The organism is Sphingopyxis sp. UBA6723, assembly GCF_002454115.1.
Taxonomy (GTDB): Bacteria; Pseudomonadota; Alphaproteobacteria; order Sphingomonadales; family Sphingomonadaceae; genus Sphingopyxis.
In genome coordinates this window covers 294,947-313,026 of the sequence record NZ_DKIH01000013.1, presented here as the reverse complement: position 1 = coordinate 313,026, position 18,080 = coordinate 294,947, and the positions used below count along the sequence as shown (strand labels likewise).

At 63.3% G+C, this 18,080-nt stretch carries 14 protein-coding genes, 1 tRNA gene and 1 riboswitch; of the genes, 9 read left to right on the top strand and 6 right to left on the bottom strand.

The annotated features are described in order from the left end of the window. Positions 1–89: 89 nt before the first annotated feature. The 4 genes from B4F07_RS14855 (at position 90) to B4F07_RS14840 (ending at position 7,544) form a co-directional block, all read left to right on the top strand. Complete coding sequence (locus tag B4F07_RS14855; RefSeq protein WP_414711759.1) at positions 90–2,348, top strand: autotransporter assembly complex protein TamA; 2,259 nt, start codon at positions 90–92, stop codon at positions 2,346–2,348. Then, complete coding sequence (locus tag B4F07_RS14850; protein WP_293700591.1) at positions 2,348–6,577, top strand: translocation/assembly module TamB domain-containing protein; 4,230 nt, start codon at positions 2,348–2,350, stop codon at positions 6,575–6,577. Before B4F07_RS14855 ends, B4F07_RS14850 begins: the two co-directional genes overlap by 1 nt. Beyond that, the gene (locus tag B4F07_RS14845; protein WP_293700590.1) at positions 6,577–6,798 is read left to right on the top strand and encodes a hypothetical protein; all 222 of its coding nucleotides are present in this window, start codon (positions 6,577–6,579) and stop codon (positions 6,796–6,798) included. Before B4F07_RS14850 ends, B4F07_RS14845 begins: the two co-directional genes overlap by 1 nt. Then, positions 6,770–6,954: riboswitch (yybP-ykoY riboswitch) on the top strand. It overlaps the preceding gene by 29 nt. A 17-nt stretch (positions 6,955–6,971) precedes the next feature. Next, positions 6,972–7,544, top strand: a complete 573-nt coding sequence (locus B4F07_RS14840) for a TMEM165/GDT1 family protein (RefSeq protein WP_293700589.1) — start codon at positions 6,972–6,974, stop codon at positions 7,542–7,544. On the opposite strand, the gene galE is transcribed toward B4F07_RS14840, so the two are convergent. The 4 genes from galE to folK form a co-directional block, all read right to left on the bottom strand. Further along, on the bottom strand, positions 7,541–8,557 hold the full coding sequence (gene galE / locus B4F07_RS14835) for a UDP-glucose 4-epimerase GalE (protein ID WP_293700588.1): 1,017 nt from the start codon (positions 8,555–8,557) through the stop codon (positions 7,541–7,543). The two genes, B4F07_RS14840 and galE, sit on opposite strands and share 4 nt — an antisense overlap. A 63-nt stretch (positions 8,558–8,620) precedes the next feature. After that, positions 8,621–9,625, bottom strand: a complete 1,005-nt coding sequence (locus B4F07_RS14830; RefSeq protein ID WP_293700586.1) for an NAD-dependent epimerase/dehydratase family protein — start codon at positions 9,623–9,625, stop codon at positions 8,621–8,623. 168 nt (positions 9,626–9,793) lie between these two features. Beyond that, a tRNA-Lys gene (locus B4F07_RS14825) sits at positions 9,794–9,869 on the bottom strand. A gap of 42 nt (positions 9,870–9,911) precedes the next feature. Further along, positions 9,912–10,433: a 2-amino-4-hydroxy-6-hydroxymethyldihydropteridine diphosphokinase gene (gene folK / locus B4F07_RS14820; protein WP_293700584.1), complete on the bottom strand. Its 522-nt coding sequence runs from the start codon at positions 10,431–10,433 to the stop codon at positions 9,912–9,914. A gap of 23 nt (positions 10,434–10,456) precedes the next feature. Here folK and B4F07_RS14815 point away from each other — a divergent pair, with 23 nt between their 5' ends. Further along, positions 10,457–11,146, top strand: a complete 690-nt coding sequence (locus tag B4F07_RS14815; RefSeq protein ID WP_293700582.1) for a uracil-DNA glycosylase — start codon at positions 10,457–10,459, stop codon at positions 11,144–11,146. On the opposite strand, the gene B4F07_RS14810 is transcribed toward B4F07_RS14815, so the two are convergent. Beyond that, entirely contained in the window at positions 11,107–11,583 is a 477-nt protein-coding gene (locus tag B4F07_RS14810; RefSeq protein WP_293700580.1) for an RNA pyrophosphohydrolase, read from the bottom strand. The genes B4F07_RS14815 and B4F07_RS14810 overlap by 40 nt on opposite strands. Next, on the bottom strand, positions 11,580–12,527 hold the full coding sequence (locus B4F07_RS14805; RefSeq protein WP_293700578.1) for an alpha/beta hydrolase: 948 nt from the start codon (positions 12,525–12,527) through the stop codon (positions 11,580–11,582). Before B4F07_RS14805 ends, B4F07_RS14810 begins: the two co-directional genes overlap by 4 nt. 198 nt (positions 12,528–12,725) lie before the next feature. Here B4F07_RS14805 and B4F07_RS14800 point away from each other — a divergent pair, with 198 nt between their 5' ends. The 4 genes from B4F07_RS14800 to B4F07_RS14785 all read left to right on the top strand — a co-directional run bounded on the left by B4F07_RS14800 (position 12,726) and on the right by B4F07_RS14785 (position 18,054). Continuing rightward, on the top strand, positions 12,726–14,588 hold the full coding sequence (locus tag B4F07_RS14800; RefSeq protein WP_293700577.1) for a 2-oxoacid:acceptor oxidoreductase subunit alpha: 1,863 nt from the start codon (positions 12,726–12,728) through the stop codon (positions 14,586–14,588). Then, on the top strand, positions 14,585–15,622 hold the full coding sequence (locus B4F07_RS14795) for a 2-oxoacid:ferredoxin oxidoreductase subunit beta (protein ID WP_293700575.1): 1,038 nt from the start codon (positions 14,585–14,587) through the stop codon (positions 15,620–15,622). The genes B4F07_RS14800 and B4F07_RS14795 overlap by 4 nt, the downstream gene beginning before the upstream one ends. Before the next feature lie 87 nt (positions 15,623–15,709). After that, a complete protein-coding gene (locus B4F07_RS14790; RefSeq protein ID WP_293700574.1) occupies positions 15,710–16,669 on the top strand; it encodes a metal-dependent hydrolase in 960 nt (319 codons plus the stop codon). After that, a complete protein-coding gene (locus B4F07_RS14785; protein WP_293700572.1) occupies positions 16,666–18,054 on the top strand; it encodes a cryptochrome/photolyase family protein in 1,389 nt (462 codons plus the stop codon). Before B4F07_RS14790 ends, B4F07_RS14785 begins: the two co-directional genes overlap by 4 nt. The last annotated feature ends 26 nt before the right edge of the window (positions 18,055–18,080 follow it).

Sequence of the window (18,080 nt, the reverse complement as noted above, 5' to 3'; positions counted from 1 at the left end):
GCCATATCGGCGGCCCATAGATGCAAAACACTGAAACCTCCTGTGATTATCACCCGATGCGTTTGATGCGGTCGCGACCGCTATTGATCGTGTCGGCGTCTGTTTTTGGCCTGGCCTGGGCGACCTCTGCGGGCGCGCAGCCGGTTGAGCCGCCACAAGTCGTGCCGACCGTTGAACCCGCACCCGAAAATTCCATCGCGGCTCCGACGTCGCCGCCGCCCGATGTCGCATTTCCCGAAGTGGCGCCGATCATCAGCGACGAGGAGTTTGAAAAAGCGATTCCGCAGATATTCGCGGAGGACGATCCCGAACTCAACCGACCGCTCGAATCGATTGCCGACTTTGAACGGCGGCAAGCCGCCGATGCGTCGACGACTGCCGATGCAGCAGCGGATGCCGCGACGCCCGCGGTCGATGGCGTGCCGGTCCCGGCGCTGGCTGATGGCGATGCGGTGGAGGTCATCGGCGATGCGCTGATTACCGACCGCGAACTCGCCGCGCCGCTGCCGCCGCTCGAAAATTTCGATGTCGAACCGGTCGAATTCGCCGAGGCGGAGGACGACCGCGAGAATGTCAGCGTCGCCTATACGGTGCAGGTCAACGGACTGGCCCCTGCCGACGACAGCACCGATGTTGACCTCGCCGACCTGTTCGGAGACTTGTCGGCGCTCTATGACGGCGACGGCAAGGCCGACAATGCCGCGATGGTACGCGCCCGCCTGACCGCCGATGGCGAGTTGATGCAGCGCATCCTGGCGTCCGAGGGCTATTATGACGCGGTGGTCGATACCCGGATCGATCGCGGTGAACGTCAAGAAGGACAGGAGGGGCAACCGCGCCAGCGCCGCCCCCTCACAGCGGTTATCGATGTGAAGCCGGGAACGCAGTACAAGCTGGCCGAGATCATTCTGAAGGCCGATCCCACCATCCCTCCAAACCTGATTGCCGACAATTTTCCGCTCAGCGTCGGCGAACCGATTGTCGCGCAGCGCGTCCAGGGCGCCGAGGCGGCGATCGCGCTTAAATTGCCCGAAGAGGGCTACCCCTTTGCTGAGGTTGGCCAGCGCGACATCTTGCTCGATGGGGCGACCGGGGACGGCGCATATACGCTGCCCATCGACATCGGCAAAAGATCACGGTTCGGGGGCATAGAGACGACCGGCGATCTGGCGTTCGACGCCGAGCATGTCGCGGTGCTCGCGCGCTTCAATCGCGGCGAACTTTACGACAGCCGCAAGGTCGATGATCTGCGTCAGGCGCTGGTCGCGACCGGCCTATTCGCCACCGTCGCTGCCGAGCCGCAGCCGACCGGCGAGAGCGCGGGCGACGATACGGAATATGTGACGATGCTGGTGACGCAGCAAGCGGGGCCGCCGCGCACCCTGGCCGCCAGCGCCGGTTACGGCACCGGCGAGGGGCTGCGCGTCGAGGGCAGCTGGACGCACCGCAACCTGCTGCCGCCTGAAGGTGCGCTGATCTTTCGCGGCGTAGTGGGGACGCAGGAGCAGGGCATCGGCGCGACTTTGCGCCGTTCGAACGCCGGACGCCGCGATCGCACCTTTGAACTGGTCGCCGAAGCGACGCGGAGCGACTATAATGCGTTCAACGCGATCACCGGGCGTATCGCGGCGCGCGTCAGCTATGATTCGACGCCGATCTGGCAAAAGAAATTCACCTATGCCTTTGGCGCCGAGCTGATCGCGACGAGCGAAGACGATTATGACTTCGCGCGCGCCGAGCGGAACCGCGATTTCTATACAATCTTTGGTCTGACGGGGCAGGTCGGGATGGACCGCACCGACAGCCTGCTCGATCCTACCAAAGGCTTTCGCGTGACCGCACTCATTCAGCCTGAAGGATCGCTCGCCGGGCAATTTTCGCCCTACGCGCGCGCTCGTCTTGACGTCAGCGGCTATTATCCGGTCGCCGACAATATCGTGCTGGCGGGGCGCGTGCGCGCCGGGTCGATCCTGGGCGCCGCGCGCGAACGGTTGGCGCCATCGCGGCGTTTCTATGCCGGTGGCGGCGGATCAGTGCGCGGGTTTGGCTATCAGGAACTCGGACCGAAGGATCCCAATGATGATCCGATCGGCGGGCGCAGTGTCGCTGAGGCGGCGTTCGAGGGACGCTATCGTTTCGGCAATTTCGGCGTCGTCGGCTTTGTCGATGCGGGGCAGGTGTATCGCGGTTCGACACCGACCTTCTCTGACCTGCGCTTTGGCGCTGGCATCGGGGCGCGCTACTACACCAACTTCGGTCCTATGCGGCTGGACGTCGCGACGCCGATCGGACGCAAGCCGGGAGAAGCGCTGGTCAGCGTCTATGTGTCGATCGGGCAAGCTTTCTGATGGCTGATGACGCGCCCGTGGCGGCAGATGCCGCGGTGCGTGTAAAGGCGCGCAGCTGGCCGATGACGATTCTCCGCTGGATCGGCTTATCGCTGCTCGGGCTGATCCTGCTGTTTGCATTGTTTCTGGTGGGCCTGAACAGCGATGCCGGGCGGCGTTTCGTCGTTACCCAGGTCGAGAAATATGAATTCGAAAACGGGATGAAGATCGGCATCGGGCGGCTCGACGGGTCGCTTTATGGCCGCATGGTCATCCGCAACTTCACGCTGTCCGATCCCAAGGGCGTTTTTCTTGAGTCGCCCGAAGTGCAGGTCGATTGGCGCCCACTCCGCTATTTCGCCAACCATGTCGACGTCCGCTCGGCAACTGCCGCGACGATGACGATGCGCAAGATGCCGGCGTTCAAGGTCGTGCCCGATACCGGCGAGCCGCTGCTGCCCGATCTTGATATCGACATCGGCGCGTTGCGCGTCGATCGTTTCATTTTTGACCCCGCCGTCGCCGGTGAGCGGCAGGCAGCGCGGTTGGCGGGAAAGATCGCTATTGCCGATCGGCGCGCGCAGATCACGGCGAATGCCGCGACGATCGGCGCCAATGCCAAGGGCGACACGCTGGCGCTGCTGCTCGTTGCCGTTCCGGAAGCGAACCGGTTTGACGTCACCCTGAATGTGACAGCGCCTCAGGGCGGGGTAATTGCGGCCATGGGCGGCTTCAAAGAGCCGTTGACAGCCAAGCTGGCGGGACGCGGTGACTGGAAAGTCTGGAATGGCAATCTCATAGCCGATCTTGGTGCCGCGCCTCTCGCACGATTGGCGCTGACCGGCCGTAACGGTACCTTTGCAGTCAAAGGGAGCGCGCAGGTTTCGCGGCTGTTCACGGGTGCAACGGCAGCGCTGCTGGGGCCGGAAACGGCGGTCGACCTGACGGCGCGGCTTGAAGAGCGCAAAGCCGATCTCGATGGTCGCTTTTCGTCCGATGCCTTCCGCTTGGGGGTGAGCGGCGGGCTCGATCTGGGCAACAGCCGGTATGAAGCATTGCAGCTGGCGTTCGTTCTGCTCCGCCCCGGTGCCATTGCGCCGTCGGTTCGCGCCGATGGTGTGCGGGCGACGGCGACGCTGGACGGGGGGTTGGACCTGCCGACTGTCGCGTATCAGGCGAATGCGAATGCACTCGCGGTCAACGACATTGTGATCGACACGTTGAGTCTGTCGGGCAAGGCGCGCGTCGACGCCGATCAAATCATTATTCCGGTCGCGGGCCGCGCGGCGCGGATCCGCGGCCTCGACGCGGTCGCGGGCGGGACGCTGGTGCAGGTACGGCTCGACGGCGATCTTGCCTACAGCAATGGCCGCATCCTCAGCGACAATCTGCGGCTGCGGTCGCCTCGCATCGATGCCAAGGCAATCGTCATCGCTGACCTGAACCGGGGTTTTTACACTGGGGCGATCGACGGGCGGATCAACGACTATCGCATCGAAAGTGTCGGCATTTTCGACATCGATACCGACGCCGATCTGGAAACTGCGCCGAACGGCGGCTTTGCGATTGCGGGACGTGTTCGCGCACGATCGACCCAATTGTTCAATTCGGGGGTACGCGACCTGCTGGGCGGCAATGCGGTGGCGACCAGTAACGTCCGCTATGGCACCGACGGGATCGTCCGTTTCGCCAATCTGCGGATGACGTCACCGCTGCTGCGGATCGTTGGCGGGCAAGGGAGCTATGCGCCGAACGGACAGGTGCGACTGACCGCGCGCGCCAATTCCACCGACTACGGCCCGCTTGGCGTCCAGCTGGCGGGGACAATCAGCGATCCGCGCGCGACGCTGACCGCCGAACGTCCTGGGCTTGGCATCGGCCTCGCCAATCTGGTCGCGGAAATCAATGGGGCGCCGAATGGCTATCACCTCGCCGCGACGGGCGACACCGATTACGGACCGTTGTCCGCCGATGTCGTGCTGCTGACCGCAACGGGTCCGTTGACGATCGATATCGCGCGCGGTGATTTGTCGGGCATCGGATTTAACGGGCGCTTGGTACAAAGCAGAGCGGGGCCGTTCGTTGGACAGCTCAACGCATCAGGGCAGGGACTGGGCGGCCTCGTCCGGTTGAGCGCTGCGGGCCAGTATCAGGCGGCGGCGATCAATGTCCGGGCCAATGATGTCGTGCTGCCTGGGCCCGCCAAGCTGGCGGTCGGATCGGCGATCGTCGATGCCGATGTGACGCTGTATGACACCCCGCATGTCGTCGCCGATATCCAGATCGCGCAGACGCGCATCCGCGAGTACGATATCGCGGTCGGACGGGTGAAGATCGATTACCGCAACGGGCGCGGCAAGGCGCAGGCGCTGGTCGAGGGCACCAGCGGGGTGCCGTTCCGCATCGCCGCCAACGCCGATCTGACCCCCGAGCTGTGGCGCGCGTCGGTGCAGGGCCGCGCGACGGGGATCAACTTCCGCACCACATCACCCGCGCGGATCATCCCCGGTTCGGATAGCTATGAACTGCTGCCGACGACGGTCAATTTGGGACGCGGCAGCAGCGCGCGGGTAGCCGGGCGGTTCGGCGACGGTATCATGATCCAGAGTCGGCTCGAGCGCGTCAACATGGCGATCCTCAACGCCGTCTATCCCGACATGGGGCTTGGCGGGCGCGCGACGGGCAGCCTCGATTTCGAGCAGGCGAGTTCGGAAAGCTTCCCGCGCGCCGATGCGCGGCTGACGATCACCGGCTTTACCCGGACGACCGCGGCGTCGGTCAGCCAGCCGGTCGATGTCAATTTCGCCGGCAAGTTGCTCAGTGACGGCGGCGAAGCGCGCGCGGTGATGCGCAAGCGCGGCAGCGTGATCGGACGGATGCAGGCGTCGCTGCGGCCCCTCGGTCCCGGCGCAGGCGATTGGACGACGCGCCTGCGCGCGGCGCCATTGGGCGGCGGCATCCGCTATAATGGCCCATCGGACACGCTTTATTCCTTCTTCGGGCCCGCCGACCAAGGTGTGTCAGGGCCGATCGCGGTTGCCGCCGATTTCAGTTGCAGCGTCGCCGACCCTTGCCTGTCGGGTGTCGTGCGCGGCAAGGATATGGTTTATGAAAACCAGACCTATGGCACGCGCCTGACCAACATGGTCGTAGCCGGTCGCTTTGACGGAAACCGGCTGGAGATCGATCAGCTGACCGCGACGGCTGGCGACGGCAAGGTCGAAGCGAAGGGCTATATCAGCCTGGCGCAGGCAGATGGCTACCCGATGAATATCGCGATGACGCTCGACAATGCGCGGCTCGCACGCAGCGAGAATATCGCGGCGCGCGCGACGGGCAATCTGGTGCTCGAAAAGGTCGCGGGGCAGGCGGCGCTGCTGTCGGGCAGCCTGCGCCTTCCTGAAACGCGCTATCGTATCGTGCGCGAGGGCGCGGCGCAGGTGCCGGTGCTGACCGGCATCAGGCGCAAACCCGCGGCGGGGCGCCCGCGGATCAGCGGCGACGGACTGGCAGCGGTCGGCGGCAGCCTGTTCGACCTGATCCGGCTCGATATCGCGCTGAAGGCGTCGGATGAAATCTACGTTAGCGGCATGGGGCTCGAATCGGAATGGATGGCCGATATCGTCCTGCGCGGGACAACGCTGGCGCCGCGCGTGACGGGTGAAATCGAGCTGGTGCGCGGGACGCTGGGGTTTGCCGGACGCTCATTCGAATTACAGGAAGGCCGCGTGACCTTCCCGACCGGCGACGCCTACGATCCGGCGATCCGCCTGCTCGCGAGCGATACGATCGAGACGGTGACGGTGAACGTCGCGGTGTCGGGCCGTGCGAGCAACCCGCAGATTGCGTTCTCCAGCGTTCCGGGCCTGCCGCAGGACGAGATCGTCTCGCGTATCCTGTTCGGCGATTCGATCACGACGCTGTCGCCATTGCAAGCCGTGCAGCTCGCTTCGTCACTCAATACGCTGAGCAGTGGGGGCGGGGGATTGAGCCCGCTTGGCGCGCTGCAGTCGGCGACCGGCATCGACCGACTGCGGGTGCTCGGTCCCGACGACACGGTCGGGCGCGGTACCGCGCTCGCCGCCGGGCAATATATCACCAAGGATATCTATCTGGAGGTCATCACCGACGCGCGCGGTTACACCGCAACGCAGCTCGAGATCAGCCTGACCCGCGCGCTGTCGCTGCTGAGTCAGGCGGGCGGTTCGGGTCAGTCGAACCTCAGCATCCGCTACCGCAAGGATTATTGATGCGCGGCGCGCTGATCCTGCTGCCGTTGCTCTTGCTGGCGGGGTGCAAGGACGAACCCGATTTCGAGGCGCGCTACGACAAGGCGGCCGAGGAGATTGAAGCGCGCGCCAAGGCGATGGATGCCGATATCGCCGAATCGGAAGAAGCCGCGGCGACAGCATCGCGGGACTTGCCTCGCGCCGACAAGCGGTCTAACCCGCGCGCGTCATCTGGGGAGTAGCCAGCCGTCCGATCGGACGGGCCACCGTGTCAACATACTCGGCCGAGAGGCCGTGGTGCGGTGGAAGCGGGAAACTGCTTGGGCGAGACCAATGGCATCGACCTTCGTCCGGGCCGGGCGGCGGGTTCGATGTCCGTTGGATTCGCGAAGCCGCTCGGCCCCGGAGTTTTTTCATGGAAGCCATGCTCACCTCGACCGCGGTCGTCGCGCTCGCCGAAATCGGCGACAAGACGCAATTGCTCGCGATATTGCTCGCGACGCGGTTCAATCGCCCGCTGCCGATTATCCTCGGCATCCTGGTCGCGACGCTCGCCAACCATGCCCTCGCGGCGCTGCTGGGCGCGTCAGCGGCGAGCTTCCTCGATAGCGATATCTTCCGCTACGCGATCGGCCTGTCGTTTATCGCGATGGCGGCGTGGACACTGATCCCTGATAAATTCGATGACGAGGATGCGCCGAAGCCGCGCTTCGGCGCCTTCCTGACGACGCTGGTCGCCTTCTTTCTCGTCGAAATGGGCGACAAGACGCAAATCGCGACGATTGCGCTCGGCGCGCAATATCATGATGTCGTCGCGGTCACCGCCGGCACGACACTGGGCATGATGATCGCAAACGTGCCAGCGATCTTCCTGGGGCATGAACTGCTCAAGCGCGTCGATCTCGCAATGGTGCGGATGATCGCGGCGGCGCTCTTCCTGTTGATCGGCCTGTGGGTACTCGTCCAGACCGCGGGCTGGTTCGGCTAGCCCGAATTGCGCATTGCCAGCGTGCGTTCGAAGCTCCAGCTCGACGCACACATAGCTTCGAGATCGCGCTGCGCAGTCCAGCCCAGTTCCTGCGCGGCGCGTTCGGGGCTTGCGTAGCAGCTCGCCACATCGCCGTCACGGCGTGGCGCGATGCGATAGGGGATGCTGACGCCGTTCACGCGTTCGAACGCCTGAACCATATCAAGGACCGAATAGCCTTGTCCGGTGCCGAGGTTCCAGGTCGACAGGCCGGGCTCGGTGTCAGCGATCGTGTTGAGCGCTGCGACGTGGCCGTCGGCGAGATCGACGACATGAATATAGTCGCGCACGCCAGTGCCGTCGGGGGTGTCATAGTCGTTGCCGAAGACCGACAGCTCAGCGAGCCGACCGGCAGCAACGCGGCTGATGAAGGGCATCAGATTGTTCGGAATGCCCGTCGGATTCTCGCCAATCAGGCCGCTGTCATGCGCGCCGACTGGATTGAAATAGCGCAGCGTCGCGATGCGCCATTGGGGATCGGAAGCCGCGATATCGGTCAGCATTTCCTCGATCATCAGCTTGGTGCGGCCATAGGGATTGGTGGCCGACGTCGGGTGATTTTCGTCGAGCGGCAGATAACGCGGCTGGCCATAGACCGTTGCGCTGGACGAAAAGACGAGCGTTTTGACCCTGCAATCGGTCATCGCCTGCACGAGCGACAGCGTGCCGCGGACATTATTGTCGTAATATTTGATCGGCTCGGCGACCGATTCGCCGACGGCTTTCAGGCCTGCGAAATGGATGACGGCTTCGATGTTATGGGCAATAAGGGCGTTGCGCAGAGCATCGCCATCGCGAATGTCACCGACGATCAGCGGAATGGCGGTCCCCGTAATTGCCTCAAGCCGGTCGATCACCGCAGCATCGCTGTTGGCGAGGTTGTCGAAACAGACGACCAGATGGCCCGACGCTATCAACGCCGCTGCAACGTGGCTGCCGATATATCCCGTGCCGCCGGTCAATAGGATTTTCATGAAGTGCCTTGCCTTTGAACGAATCTTCGGACGCGATGGGATAGCGCGCCTTGCACCATGATCCTACTGGCGCTTCTGCCAATCCTGGCGATACCAATCGACAAATGCGGGAATACCGACCGCCATCGGTGTCGTCGGCGCGAAGCCGAGGTCGCGGCTGATATCGTCGATATCGGCGAAGGTCTGATACACGTCGCCGTCCTGCATTGGCAGCAGGTTGATCTCGGCTTTGCGATCGCACGCGGCCTCGATTGCGCGAATCAAGTCGGTCAGCTGCTCAGGGCGGTTGTTGCCGATGTTGTACAATCGATGTGGCGTGGTGAAGCCGCCTGGTTTCTCGCGCTTGTCATCTTCTGGCGGTTGATCGAGCGCCAGCACCACGCCGTTGACGATGTCATCGATAAAGGTGAAGTCGCGCAGCATGTCACCGTGATTGTATACGTCGATCGGACGGCCTTGCAGGACCGCCTCGGTGAACTTCCAGACCGCCATGTCGGGGCGACCCCAGGGGCCATAGACCGTGAAAAAGCGCAGACCGGTCTGCGGTATGCGAAAGAGATGCGCATAGGTCTCGCTCATCAACTCATCGGCGCGTTTCGTTGCGGCGTAGAGCGAGATCGGTGTATCGGCGCGGTCCGCGACCCGAAACGGCGTATCGGCCCGCATCCCATAGACCGACGACGAAGACGCATAGACGAGGTGCGCAACGCTGCGATGACGCGCGAGCTCAAGTATATTCACATGCCCCGAGATGTTCGAATGGATGTAAGCTGCTGGGTTTTCGAGCGAATAACGCACCCCCGGCTGCGCCCCGAGATGCACGATCCGATCGATCTTGGCATCGGCAAGCGCCGCGTCGAGTGCGGCCGCATCGCCGAAATCGACGTCCAGAAATGTAAACCGTTCGCTATGGCGCTCCGCCAGATGCGCCACGCGCGCGCGTTTGAGCGCGAGTGAATAATAGGGGGTGAAATTGTCGATGCCGACGACACGCTCGCCACGGCCCAGCAGTGTCGTTGCCACATGCATCCCGATAAAGCCAGCGGCGCCAGTAATGAGTGTTGTCAACTTTGATTCCCGCCGAAACACCGAATTGCGCAGAAGAGCCATGCGCTGCCGAAGGCTCTCTTATCAAGCCAATCGGTAAATTCGGAGGTAATGGACGCACGAATATCGACGCGTGCAGATGACCAGCGGCGCCACGCGCGCCGGTCTATCGTTGCAAACCATCAAATATGGTGAGCCCTGCTGGGTTCGAACCAGCGACCTACTGATTAAAAGTCAGTTGCTCTACCGACTGAGCTAAGGGCCCATCGCGGCGCTGCAAAGGCGGCGTGCGAAGTGAGCCGTCGCCCTAGTGCGCCGCTGCGCCCCGGTCAACCGGCTTTGGACGTGCGAGGCGCGCGGCGAGTTGGCGGACGCTCCGACCGTGGAGCGGGTGCTGCCATTCGGGAACGATCGCGCGCAGCGGGCCGAGGACAAAGGCGCGCTGTTCGATCGCGGGGTGAGGGATGGTGAGCGTGCTGTCGGACCAGATGCCGCCCGACCAGAGGAGAATGTCGAGGTCGAGCGTCCGCGCGCTCCAGCGCTGTCCGGTGCGGCGGCCAAAGGTGGCTTCGATCGCGTGCAGTCTTGCGAGCATTTCGGGCGGGCTCAGCGTCGATGCGACCAAGGCGACCGCGTTGGCATAGCGGCGGCGCGAGGGACCGACCGGGTCGCTGGCAATGATCGGGCTGGAATCGACGGCCTCGATGTCGTCACTCTCCAACGCCGCGAGCGCTGCGAGCAGAACCGCGCGCGGATCGCCGTAGCACGCGTGGCGCCGGTTCGACCCGAGCCCGATGGCGTAAAGCGGAAGCGGCATTGCGTTGCTCATGGTCCCGCGCCTATCGCAGATGCGTGGAAATTGACAGCCCATTGCCCGGAACCGAGCCGCCGCGCGATTGTGCGCGCTGCCCGCGGCTCGTCGCCTTTCGGCGAGCGTGTCAGGCCGAGCATCCCGATTGGTGGAACGCGCCGGTTTATACATTCGGCGATCCCGACGCCTGGCTCGCCTTTGCGGGGCTGGCGCCGGGCAAACATGGCGCCAACCGGACGGGGCGGCCATTCACCGGCGACTATGCGGGCGACCTGCTGTTCGCCACGCTGGCTGCATTCGGGCTGAGCAAAGGACAATATGATGGCCGGATCGACGATGGGCTCAGGCTGGATGGTGCGATCATCGTCAACAGCGTCAAATGCCTGCCGCCGCAGAACAAGCCGACGCCTGCAGAGATTGCGAATTGCCGACCGTTTTTCGAGAAGCAACTGGCCGCCTTGAGCCATGTGCGCGTTATCATCGCGCTGGGGCGTATCGCACATGATGCCGTGCTGAGAGCGGCTGGAGTACGGCTGGCGGCGCATTCTTTCGGTCATGGCGCCATTCATCGGCTCGGGGATCGGCAGCGCCTGGTCGATAGCTATCATTGTTCGCGGTACAACACGAACACCGGGCGACTGACCCCCGAGATGTTCGCCGACGTCTTTCGCACGGCGCTGGCGCTACGCGATCAGACCAGCGGGCCGAATTCCTCAACCAAGCTGCGATAAAGGACACGCTTGAACGGGACGATCAGCTTTTCGATTTCGTTCAGTTCGGCCCACTTCCAAGCGCGAAATTCCTGGTGCTTGGTGTGGATGTTGATGTCGTGGTCTTCGCCCATGAAGCGCATCAGGAACCAGTGCTGGCGCTGGCCCCGATATTTTCCGCCCCACATCTTGCCGATCAATTGATTGGGCAGGTCATAGAAATACTCCTCGCGGCTGCGCGCGATGATTTCGACCAGTCCGCCATGGACGCCAGTTTCTTCGCCGAGCTCGCGAATCGCCGCTTCCTCGGCATCCTCGCCAGGATCGATCCCGCCTTGCGGCATCTGCCACGCCTCGCTGGACGTATCGAGCCGCTGGCCGACAAAGACGCGGCCATCGCGGTTGGCGAGCATAATGCCGGCGCAGGGCCGGTAGGGCAGGGCGGCAGGGTCGATCATGCCGCCCCGCTCGCCTCGGCCACGATCGCTTTCAAGACCATCAAGGCGCCGCGAATGTCCTCCCTTGCGCTCGGGATGCCTTGCGCGAGATTGATATAGCCGTGAATGCTGCCCGCCGCTTCACGATAGGTTGTCGGCACGCCAGCTTCGATCAGCTTCGCGGCATAGGCGCGGCCCTGATCGCGGAGCGGATCGAGTCCCGCGGTGGTGAGCAAGGTTGGCGGCAGGCCTTCCGCCGGAAAATCGAGCGGCGACGCTCGATAATCGGTGGGGTCCGCGGCATAATGATTGCCGAACCAGGTCATGCTGCCGGTTGTCAGCAAATGACCTTCGCCGAAATCGCGGTAGCTTTGCCAGTCATCGTGCGTTGTCACGGCGGGATAGATTGGGTGCATGGCAATCACGGGCTTTGAGGCCGGTTTGTCACGCAGGGTCAGCGCGGTCGCGATAGTCAGATTCCCGCCGGCACTTTCTCCCGACAGGACCAGGCCGGTGCAGGGGAAATGATCGGCAACCCAGCGCGTTGCCGCTTCGCAATCATCGGGCGCGGCAGGGAAGGGATATTCTGGGGCGAGGCGATAATCGACCGCGATCACGGGCATGTCGAGTATCCGCGCAGCTTCGGCGCAATAGGAATCATGGGTATCAAGGTCGCCGATCACCCAACCGCCGCCGTGATAAAAGACCATCACCGGGCCAGGCTCCCGGTCGGGACGATTGTCATAGAGACGGATTGAAATCTCGCCCGCGGGGCCGGGAATTGTCCGATCCTCGACCTTGGCGATCTCGCCGCGCGGGGCGTCGGCCATCTGGGCCATCATCCGAAACATTTCACGCGCCTCGGCAGGCGGAAGTTCTTCCATCTTGGGGCCTTCCTGCGCGTTGAGAAACGCCAGGAACATCGCCACGTCGGGACGCGTGAAATGGGTGGTACCGTCGGTCATCCTGCTGATCCCTTCTTTCCGCTTGGGCGGCCTGTTGTTCGCGCTGCTATTCGGCATCACGGCGGATAATTCAATGGCAATTGGCAACCCATTCGGGCGTTTGAAGTTTGCAGCGCACAATTTTTTCTGAATTGCGGCATCGCGCCCACAGGCCTAGGCCAGCGTCACAGGTTCGCAAGATTCAAGGCAGAAGATAAAATGGCGACAGCGGTAGTGGACGAAGCCGGCAAGCGGCAGTCCCCCCTTTCGGATGCAGTGGTAGTCAGGTTTGCAGGCGATAGCGGCGACGGAATGCAGTTGACCGGTGGTCAGTTCACGCTGTCCTCGGCGCTCGCGGGCAACGATTTTGCGACCTTCCCCGATTTTCCCGCCGAGATCCGTGCACCGCAGGGCACCTTGTTTGGCGTGTCGGCGTTCCAGATCAATTTCGGGTCCTCGGCGATCGACACCGCTGGCGATGCGCCCGACGTGCTCGTCGCGATGAACCCGGCGGCGCTTAAGACCAATGTGCCTTCGCTCAAACAGGGCGGGCTGATCATCGCCGACGAGGGCGAGTTCAACGACCGCAACCTCGCCAAGGCGAAATATGACGCCAACCCGCTCGATGACGGCAGTCTGGCAAAGTGGCAGTTGCTGAAGCTCAACATCAGCCAGCTGACGATGGATGCGGTGAAGCCCTTCGGACTTGGCAACAAGGAAGCGCTGCGCTGCAAGAATATGTGGACGCTGGGGCTGGCGCTGTGGATGTTCGACCGCGACCGCGCGCCGCTCGTCGATTGGCTCAACGCGAAATTTGCCAAGGCGCCCGATTTGGCCGCGGCGAATATCGCGGCGCTGAACGCAGGTCATGCCTATGGCGAGACCGCCGAATTGGCCGGGCCGCTCAAGCAGCACCATGTCGATCCCGCGCCCGTCGCGCCGGGCCTCTATCGCACGCTGACCGGTGCCGAGGGCATCGCGCTCGGGCTTGTTGCGGGAGCGCAGCTGGCGAAACTGCCGATGTTCTTTGGCGGTTATCCGATTACGCCGGCGTCGGCGATTCTCCATCACCTGTCGCGGCTCAAGGAATATGACGTCACGACCTTCCAGGCCGAGGACGAGATCGCCGCCATCTGCTCGGCGATCGGCGCGAGCTATGGCGGATCGCTCGGCGTCACCAGCTCGTCAGGGCCTGGGATCGCGCTGAAGGGCGAGGCGATGGGCCTCGCGATCATGACCGAGCTGCCGCTGGTCATCGTGAACTCGCAGCGCGGTGGCCCGTCGACCGGCCTGCCGACGAAGACCGAGCAGTCGGATCTGTATCAGGCGGTCTATGGCCGCAACGGCGATGCGCCGATGCCCGTGATTTCGGCGCGCTCGCCCGGCGATGCGTTCGAATGTGCCATTGAGGCGGTGCGGATTGCGGTGCAATATATGACCCCGGTGATCCTGCTGACCGATGGCTATATCGCCAATGCGGCTGAGCCATGGGCGGTGCCAGATCTCACGACCTACGAAGCGTTCCCGGTCGAATTCTTGACGGAGGTGCCCGAGGACGGTTTCAAGCCCTATGGCCGCGACGAAAACCTCAAGCGTCCGTGGGTCAAGCCCGGTACCCCCGGCCTGCTCCACCGTATCGGCGGGATCGAGAAGGAAATCGATACCGGCCACATCAATTACGAAGCATCGAACCATCAGATGATGACCGACATCCGCAAGGCCAAGATCGACGGCATCAAAGTGCCTGACCAGATCGTCGAACTTGGCGCAGAAAGCGGCAAGCTGGCGGTCGTCGGCTGGGGCTCCACCTTTGGCCCGATCCATCAGGCGGTGCGCCGCAAGCGCGCCGAGGGCGCCGACGTCAGCCATATCCATATCCGCCACATCTGGCCGCTGCCCGCCAATCTGGGCGAACTGCTCAAAAGCTATGACAAGGTCATCATACCCGAAATGAACACCGGCCAGCTCAAGACCGTGCTGCGCGATCAGTATCTGGTTGACGCCAAACCGGTGAACAAAGTGTCGGGCCAGCCCTTCACGATCGCCGAGATTGAAGCCGCCATTGAGGAGGCACTAGCATGAACGAGATGACCACCATCGCGCGGACGACGACGCTCAAGGATTGGGAAACCGATCAGGAAGTCCGCTGGTGTCCCGGTTGCGGCGACTATGCGATCCTCAAAGCGGTGCAGCGCACGATGCCCGAAATCGGCACCGCGCCCGAGAATACCGTGTTCATCAGCGGTATCGGCTGCTCGTCGCGCTTTCCCTATTATATGGAAACTTATGGCTTTCATACGATCCACGGCCGCGCGCCGGCGTTTGCGACGGGGCTGAAGCTCGCCAACCCGAACCTCGACGTGTGGATCGTCACCGGCGACGGCGACGGGCTGTCGATCGGCGGCAATCACACGATGCACCTGATCCGCCGCAATCTAGATTGCCAGATCATGCTGTTCAACAACGAGATTTATGGCCTGACCAAAGGGCAGTATTCCCCGACCAGCCGCGTCGGTACGACCAGCCCATCGACGCCCTATGGCTCGGTCGATCGCCCGGCGCAGCCCGCGGCTTTCGCGCTGGGCGCCGGATCGCGCTTCGTGGCGCGCGGCTTTGACGTGTCGAAGAAGCTGCCCGAGGTGTTGAAAGCGGCTCATGCCCACAAGGGCGCGGCCTTTATCGAGATTTTCCAGAACTGTATCGTCTATAACAAAGACGTATTCGAGGATTTTGCGGCACCAAAGGGTGCCGAGGATCGCCAGCTTTGGCTCGAAAATGGCGAACCGATGCTCTATGCCAAAGGCACCAAAGGGATCGCGCTCGACGCCGAGGCGCTGCACCTCAAGACCGTCGACGTCGTCGATGGCGACTGGCAGACCGCCGGGGTGATCGTCCATGATGTCACCAACCGCAGCGTTGCGCATATGCTGGTCGAAATGCCGTTCGGCGAATTCCCGATGGCGCTTGGCGTATTGTATGACGACCCGCGCCCGACCTTTGAATCCGATGTTTGGCGCCAGAATGCGGCCGCCCGCGAGGGCAAGACTGCCGATTTGCAAGGCCTGCTCAAAAAAGGTCAGACGTGGACCGTGACCGAGGGTGGACCGGAACTTTAGGCGTTAGCCGTTGGTGCTCACAACATGATCGTGAACCGGTCCGCATAGCGCATTGCAAAGCAGACCGATCCACGCCACCAAGCGGCGATGGATAATCTCACGCACAGCCTCTTCGGCGCGGTTCTGGGCCAGATGGGCCTCAAGAAGAAAACTGGCCTGGCGATCCCGACGCTGATTCTGGCGGCAAACCTGCCCGACGTGGACGCTGCCTGTCTGGCGTGGCTCGACGGGGTCCAGCATCTGGGCTTTCGGCGCGGGATTACGCATGGGCCGATCGCGATGCTGGTGCTGCCGATCCTGCTGTGGGCGGCGATGCTGGGGTTCGATCGCTGGCAGACGAAGCGCGGCAAGCGCCCCACCGGACGGCTGCCTATCGACAAGGGCTGGCTGCTGGCACTTGCGTATATCGGTTGCCTCAGCCACCCGGCGCTCGACTGGCTGAACAATTACGGCATCCGCCTACTCGAGCCCTTTTCGTCGCAATGGTTTTATGGCGACACGATCTTCATTATCGACTTGTGGATTTGGATCGCGCTCGGCCTGTCGGTCTGGCTGTCGCTACGCCGAGAGCGAGGCGGGACGGCGAATTGGCAAAGGCCCGCATGGGTCGGCTTTACAGTCGTGTGCGCCTATATCTTTGCCAACGGCCTGATCACCGGCGCCGCCGAACGGACGACCGCGAGTGCGCTCGCCGCGAGTGGGCATCGTGACGCGCTGGTGGTTGCCAGCCCTCCGCCGCTGGCTTTCTGGCAGCGCGATATCTTCTGGCGCACGCCTGAGCGGTACGGGAGCGGCGATTTCACCCCTGGCGTTGGCGGCAATCTCGACATCAGTGGCCAGCCGACCGGGATGGATGATCCCCGGCTGGAACTATGGCTGATGGGCGATCCTGACGCACGCGCGTTTCTATTCTGGGCGCGGATGCCGGTGGCGCAGAAGGACGGGGACGCCATCATGCTGCGCGACCAGCGCTTCATGCATCCTTTGTCGCAGGACCGGTTCCAGGTTCGGCTGACCGCGCCTGATACCGCGACGCGCGACGAATGACAGCGCCCGTCATTCTCTGGTTCCGGCGCGACTTGCGGCTGTCGGATCAGCCAGCACTGGTCGCCGCAGCGGCATCAGGGCCGGTGATACCGGTGTATATTCTGGACGACGAAACACCCAAGCATCGCCGCATGGGCGCGGCATCGCGATGGTGGCTGCACCACAGCCTTGCCAGCCTTGACGCGAGCCTGCGCGAAAAGGGATCGCGAATGATCCTGCGGCGCGGAAAGTGTGAAGAACAACTCGCTTTGATTGCAGAAGAAACGGGTGCGGCGGCGGTGCACTGCCTGCGCCACTACGAACCATGGTGGCGCAACGCCGAAAAGGCGGTGGCGAAGCGGCTCGACTTGCAGTGCCACGATGGCAACTACTTGCTGCCGCCGGGATCGCTGACCACCGGGGGCGGCACGCCGTACAAGATCTACACCCCGTTCTGGCGGGCTTTGAAGGAGCATATGCCGCCGCCCAGTCCGTTGAATTGTCCGCGTGACATCACGGCGCCCCATATGTGGCCCGCTTCGGATGCGCTCGCTGACTGGGGGCTGCTACCGACCAAGCCCGATTGGGCCACCGGCTTTGCCGCAGAATGGGCACCGGGCGAGGCCGGCGCGTGCAAAAGGATCGCGGCTTTCGTTGATGTGGCGGCGGACTATGATCGCCTCCGCAACCTGCCGTCGCAGGAGGGCAGCTCGCGTCTGTCACCGCATCTTCATTTCGGTGAGGTGTCACCCGTGACAATATGGCACCGCACGGCCGATGCCGGGGGATCTGTCGATGTCTTTCTCGGCGAAATCGGGTGGCGCGACTATGCGCAGAATGTCATCCTCCAATTTCCCGATTATGGCAGCCGCAGCGCGCGCTCGGCATTCGATGACGCTTTGCCATGGCGGAGCGGTGGCTCGGCCGATGCCGATCTAGCGGCCTGGCAACAGGGGCGCACCGGCTATCCGATTGTCGATGCCGGGATGCGCCAGCTGTGGGCGACGGGATGGATGCACAACCGGGTGCGGATGATCGCGGCGAGCTTCCTGATCAAACATTTGCTGATCGACTGGCGGCAGGGCGAGCAATGGTTCTGGGATACATTGGTCGATGCCGATTACGCCTCCAATGCCGTCAACTGGCAGTGGGTGGCGGGGAGCGGGGTCGACAGCAATATGTTTCCGCGGATCATGGCGCCGCTGACCCAGTCGGAGAAGTTCGATGCCGCAGACTATATTCGCGCCTGGGTTCCCGAACTGGCAGAGCTGACCGAACCGGCTCTCCACGACCCCGACGCCTTTGGACAGCGCCCGCCGACGTACCCGGCAAAAATTATCGGACACCGCGAGGCAAGGGAGCGTGCGCTGGCGGCCTATGACGTCATGAAGGCGCGCGGCAACTGATTGTCAGGCGCCGGACTTTGGGGCAG

Excerpts from the sequence above, each read along its gene's own strand:
- B4F07_RS14850 (WP_293700591.1), top strand. The coding sequence starts at position 2,348 with ATGGCTGATGACGCGCCCGTGGCGGCAGATGCCGCGGTGCGTGTAAAG.
- B4F07_RS14845 (WP_293700590.1), top strand. The coding sequence starts at position 6,577 with ATGCGCGGCGCGCTGATCCTGCTGCCGTTGCTCTTGCTGGCGGGGTGC.
- B4F07_RS14840 (WP_293700589.1), top strand. The coding sequence starts at position 6,972 with ATGGAAGCCATGCTCACCTCGACCGCGGTCGTCGCGCTCGCCGAAATC.
- galE (WP_293700588.1), bottom strand. The coding sequence starts at position 8,557 with ATGAAAATCCTATTGACCGGCGGCACGGGATATATCGGCAGCCACGTT.
- folK (WP_293700584.1), bottom strand. The coding sequence starts at position 10,433 with ATGAGCAACGCAATGCCGCTTCCGCTTTACGCCATCGGGCTCGGGTCG.
- B4F07_RS14810 (WP_293700580.1), bottom strand. The coding sequence starts at position 11,583 with ATGATCGACCCTGCCGCCCTGCCCTACCGGCCCTGCGCCGGCATTATG.
- B4F07_RS14805 (WP_293700578.1), bottom strand. The coding sequence starts at position 12,527 with ATGACCGACGGTACCACCCATTTCACGCGTCCCGACGTGGCGATGTTC.
- B4F07_RS14800 (WP_293700577.1), top strand. The coding sequence starts at position 12,726 with ATGGCGACAGCGGTAGTGGACGAAGCCGGCAAGCGGCAGTCCCCCCTT.
- B4F07_RS14795 (WP_293700575.1), top strand. The coding sequence starts at position 14,585 with ATGAACGAGATGACCACCATCGCGCGGACGACGACGCTCAAGGATTGG.
- B4F07_RS14790 (WP_293700574.1), top strand. The coding sequence starts at position 15,710 with ATGGATAATCTCACGCACAGCCTCTTCGGCGCGGTTCTGGGCCAGATG.
- B4F07_RS14785 (WP_293700572.1), top strand. The coding sequence starts at position 16,666 with ATGACAGCGCCCGTCATTCTCTGGTTCCGGCGCGACTTGCGGCTGTCG.